The 4,565-nt window shown below is 46.9% G+C and carries 5 protein-coding genes and 1 pseudogene; 4 read left to right on the forward strand and 2 right to left on the reverse strand.

Annotated elements, in window-relative coordinates; genetic code table 11:
• The 4 genes and pseudogenes from A3761_RS27630 to hypE all read left to right on the forward strand — a co-directional run.
• Nucleotides 1–434: pseudogene (locus A3761_RS27630) on the forward strand (hypothetical protein); the annotation flags it as partial.
• A 23-nt stretch (nucleotides 435–457) separates the two neighbouring features.
• Complete coding sequence (locus A3761_RS10630; RefSeq protein ID WP_068554170.1) at nucleotides 458–682, forward strand: HypC/HybG/HupF family hydrogenase formation chaperone; 225 nt, start codon at nucleotides 458–460, stop codon at nucleotides 680–682.
• Nucleotides 672–1,832, forward strand: coding sequence for a hydrogenase formation protein HypD (gene hypD, locus A3761_RS10635; RefSeq protein WP_068511833.1), 1,161 nt, complete (start codon nucleotides 672–674; stop codon nucleotides 1,830–1,832). Before A3761_RS10630 ends, hypD begins: the two co-directional genes overlap by 11 nt.
• Nucleotides 1,833–1,846: 14 nt before the next feature.
• Entirely contained in the window at nucleotides 1,847–2,887 is a 1,041-nt protein-coding gene (gene hypE, locus A3761_RS10640) for a hydrogenase expression/formation protein HypE (RefSeq protein WP_068554356.1), read from the forward strand.
• A gap of 567 nt (nucleotides 2,888–3,454) precedes the next feature.
• Here the strand turns inward: hypE and A3761_RS10645 are convergent.
• The gene (locus A3761_RS10645; protein ID WP_082865380.1) at nucleotides 3,455–3,745 is read right to left on the reverse strand and encodes a TfoX/Sxy family protein; all 291 of its coding nucleotides are present in this window, start codon (nucleotides 3,743–3,745) and stop codon (nucleotides 3,455–3,457) included.
• A gap of 4 nt (nucleotides 3,746–3,749) precedes the next feature.
• Nucleotides 3,750–4,565: alpha/beta fold hydrolase (locus tag A3761_RS10650; protein WP_156491791.1), on the reverse strand; the 816-nt coding region annotated here is incomplete at its 5' end.

Here is a 4,565-nt window from a genome sequence, read left to right on the forward strand (position 1 = left end):
TCGATGCAGCCGCCTCAATAATCGGCGTTCGCCAAGAGTGTACTTATGAAGGGCAAGCCGCTGCAGAGTTGGAGTCTTTGGCTCGATCAGCCTCCAGGGACCACGTTCAATCTCTTGTCAAAATCGATGAGAAAAACCAACTCTTACTTAGCCCGCTTCTTCCTTATTTAAGCGCTATGGAGAATAAACCTCAGGCTGCATACTTGTTCCATCGCGAGTTAGTCGATGGTCTCGTTCGTTGGTTAGAGAAATCAAGCAAACAGCGCCAGACTAAAGCGGTCTATTGCTCAGGAGGTTGCTTCCAAAATCGGCTTCTCAGAGAATCGCTTAACGAACACTTAACTTCACAGGGATTTAAGGTATATTTCCCTATCAAGCTGCCCGCCAACGACGGTGGCATCGCTCTGGGTCAAGCTTACTTGAGCCATTGGTAAAATAACTAAGGACTCTCAGCACCATGTGCCTTGCACTTCCGGTAAAAATTGAAACACTTCTCGATGATGAACAAGCGATCGTTGAGCTAAGCGGTGTGAAGACCAAGATTTCGACGGCACTAGTCGAAGATGTCCATGTCGGCGATTATGTTATTTTACATGTTGGTTATGCTCTCAATAAGCTGGATGAAGAAGAGGCCAAACGAACACTAGCGCTCTTTGCACAAGGAGAGGCTGATGAGCGCTAAAACAAAAGCCTCACCAGAGCTAAAGTATATCAGCGAGTTTCGACAAGGCTCACTCGCCAAGAAGCTCTGCCAAAACATTGCCAATGAAGTACAGAGTGATAAACGCTATCGCTTGATGGAATTTTGTGGTGGTCACACGCATACCATTTTTCGCTATGGTATCCCTGACTTACTTCCTGAAAATATCGACTTGCTCCATGGGCCCGGCTGCCCTGTTTGTGTCCTGCCCATTAGCGCGATCGATAATGCTATCTCGCTCGCACTGCAGCCAAATACGATTCTCTGCTCTTATGGTGATATGTTGCGCGTACCCGGCAGCAAAACAATGAGCTTGTTAAAAGCACGCGCCCAAGGAGCTGATGTGCGCATGCTCTACTCGCCGCTCGAAGCACTAACACTGGCTCAAGATAACCCTGGCAAGGATATCGTATTCTTTGCTGTTGGCTTCGAAACGACAACGCCTCCTACAGTTGCTATGCTCGACGCCGCTGTCAAAGCCAATATTAAAAACCTATTTATCTACTGCAACCACGTACTGACACCTCCGGCAATCACCGGTATTCTAGAGCCAGCTAAACAAGCTGGAACTAGAGTACTTGATGGTTTAATTGGCCCAGGCCACGTAAGCGTTATCACTGGTGAACGCCCTTATCTTGAACTTGCCAAACATTACCAGACAGCCATTACCATTTCCGGCTTTGAACCCTTGGACATCCTTCAGTCTATTTTAATGCTTGTTCGCCAAATTAACCGAAACACCTGCCAGGTTGAAAACCAATATACGCGCGCAGTAAGCTTTGAGGGAAACCAGAAAGCACAGGCACTGACCAAGAAGTACCTAGACCTTCGACAGAGTTTCGAATGGCGAGGCCTCGGAGAAATGCCTGACAGCGCTTTAAAGCTGCGAGAGGAATATCAACAATTTGATGCCGAGTATATCTATAAGGATACGTTCGCAAAAAACGGCAATGACATCGCATCTGACAACAAAGCCTGTGAATGCCCTGCCGTTTTGACGGGGCAAAAAAAACCCTACGAATGCAAACTATTTAACAAGCCCTGCACCCCTGAAAACCCGCTTGGCTCATGCATGGTATCATCTGAAGGCGCGTGCGCAGCTTACTATCGCTATCAACCCAACACCCAGTAGACAGAGCCCCGCCAATGACTAACAAAACCTCAAGCACACTGGATTTCAAGGATGGGTTCATCGAGATGGCTCATGGAAGTGGTGGCCGAGCGTCAGCCACATTAATTGATGAACTCTTTTTGCCAGCTTTCGATAATAGCTACCTACAAGAAAAGTCTGATCAAGCAACACTTTCACTACCACAGTCTCGCATTACCATGGCCACCGACAGCCATGTCATCTCCCCTTTATTTTTCCCTGGCGGGAATATCGGTAGTTTAGCGGTGCACGGCACAGTCAATGACGTCTGCATGTCAGGTGCCCAGCCCCTCTACCTAAGTGTTGGCTTTATTCTAGAAGAAGGCTTCCCGCTTTCTGAACTAAAACGCATTGTCGACTCTATGGCTGAGGCAGCCCAAGAGGCTGGGGTTAAAATCGTTACCGGTGATACGAAAGTGGTAGAGCAAGGCCATGGTGACGGTGTTTACATCAACACCACAGGAATAGGCGCATTGCCTGAAGACATCAACTTATCACCTGTGAATATAAAGGCTGGTGACAAAGTCATTATCAGCGGAACCCTGGGAGATCACGGCACCTGCATTATGTCTCAAAGGCAAGGTATGAACTTTTCATCCGCTCTAAAGTCTGATTCACAAGCGCTGAATGATCTGGTTGAAAGCATGCTGGAAGCTGCCCCCGCTATTCGCTGTATGCGCGACCCAACCCGAGGTGGACTCGCTGCGGTTTTACACGAACTATGCCAAGGCAGAGCTTTAGGTATTAGCCTGGAAGAGGCAAACATTCCTATTAAACCTGAAGTCGCCGCAACGGCTGAACTACTAGGCTTAGATCCACTGCATATTGCCAACGAAGGTAAACTTGTTGCAATCTGCCCAGCTGAGCAGACGAAACAACTGCTGCAAGTGATGAAACAACACCCTAAAGGTCGAGATGCTGAAATCATTGGCGAACTAATCAAAGATGAAAACGAGCTGATTCAACTCACTACAAACTTTGGCGGTAAACGCCTGATTGAGTGGCGTTACGCTGACCAATTACCGAGAATTTGCTAGGTAACAGTTCACAACTCAAAAAAGATCTTGTTAATCAAATGTTACACATCGCAAAACTTTTGCTACAGACCCAAGGCATCACCTGTCATATGATTACATCATCGAAGTACGGAACAGCGATTCAGGCCCACGGTTTCGGAAACAGATTTCATGATTTTCTTTGACCCGACTCTTTAGTCGGGTTTTTTATTGGCTGCGATTTATTGCTTTGATGGTTATGTGTGACAAAGTAGTGCCAAAAGCTGACGTTTCTATATCAATAGAGTGCGCCGTGCGCACCAGCGGAGTTTGATCGTCTCCTCCGTAGGCATAGGATCCACCTCTCGCTTGATCAACCTCGTGCTAGCCCTCATGCGAGCCGTGGAAGGCTCTGCCTACAGGCCTGGGGGAATTGGTTTGGCCACCCCTATTTATGTTTGTTTGAGCCACGGAGTTCAGAGGTGCGCATGGCGCACCCTATTAGAGTTGTCAGAGTCTTAAATGCAGACTTTAACGTAGCTCAAGAAGTTCACTTCTTTCTTCTTTAACAAATGCTTTTTAATGAATAACCATAAGGCTCTAACTTGCTTAAGTCGTAGTATCTTGAGAAAACATCCTCTCCAGCTCTTGGCAACCATCTAACTCGCTAAGCAAATAAGACTTCTCTCGCCGGGCCACGTCTAGCCAATGTTCACCTTTAACAGCACCAACTAAAGCGTACAGAAAATTTAGGCTGACTTTATCATTCGAGGCTTTAAGCTTGAGAAATGCTTCAATGGGACCAATCCGATTTAACTCTTCTACAGAACAGACGCCAACAGCAAGCAAGTCCGCTTCGCTTTTTGGACCCAAGCCTTTTAGATCTCTTAAACGCATCATAAACCTACAAACTAAATCGTAGTTTTTGTTTGATCTCTTGCGCCGTGCGCTCAGGCTGTTCTTGCATAAAACAGTGCCCACCCGGCATTTCAATAAAATCGTAATTCAAATTTGCTTCGTGAACTTTTGCTTTAGAGCGTTTCACAAAGGGGTAAGTCCGATCACCATAGAGCATGGTCATCGGTGCTTCAATGCGGCGAATCGCTGGCCATAGTCCCTTAGCATAAGCAGAGAAGATAGATGCTTCAATACGAGGCGGGCATTTCAAGCGCATTGAGCCATCGTCACTTTCAATCAATGCATGGTCAATATAAGACTTAAGACACTCATCTTTCCAGCCCTTAAAAGTACCTCGTTGGTATAAGTAATCCCAAACGGCCTGGAAGTTTTCCCAAGACTCTGTTCGAGCCTTGGCTTGTCGAACGAGGGGCATCCGCTTTGACAAACCAAGCGTCTTTAGGCTTGTCGCGGTTCGCGCCATCACTGGAGGCATATAGACAGGGTCCATTAGGATTCCCATATCGAATAATTTCGGCTGCCTAGACATAATCAGTGTCGACATGATGGCACCATAGCTATGCCCCATCGCGATGCGTGGCACCTTGCCCCACATACCTTCAAAATTCGACCATACCTCTGCAAAATACTTGGCACTTCGATTCCAACCTGGGTATTTTCCACCAGCATCACTGTCGCCATGCCCCTGACCATCACTGATAAACAAGTCATAATCAGCTTGAAAGTGCGATAAAAGATTTTCAAAAGTCAGGCCACAGAAGCCATTACCATGAATAAAGTGGATCATAGGCTTACCGCTAGG

This window comes from Oleiphilus sp. HI0123 (assembly GCF_001635315.1).

Excerpts from the sequence above, each read along its gene's own strand:
- A3761_RS10645 (WP_082865380.1), bottom strand. The coding sequence starts at position 3,745 with ATGATGCGTTTAAGAGATCTAAAAGGCTTGGGTCCAAAAAGCGAAGCG.
- hypD (WP_068511833.1), top strand. The coding sequence starts at position 672 with ATGAGCGCTAAAACAAAAGCCTCACCAGAGCTAAAGTATATCAGCGAG.
- A3761_RS10630 (WP_068554170.1), top strand. The coding sequence starts at position 458 with ATGTGCCTTGCACTTCCGGTAAAAATTGAAACACTTCTCGATGATGAA.
- hypE (WP_068554356.1), top strand. The coding sequence starts at position 1,847 with ATGACTAACAAAACCTCAAGCACACTGGATTTCAAGGATGGGTTCATC.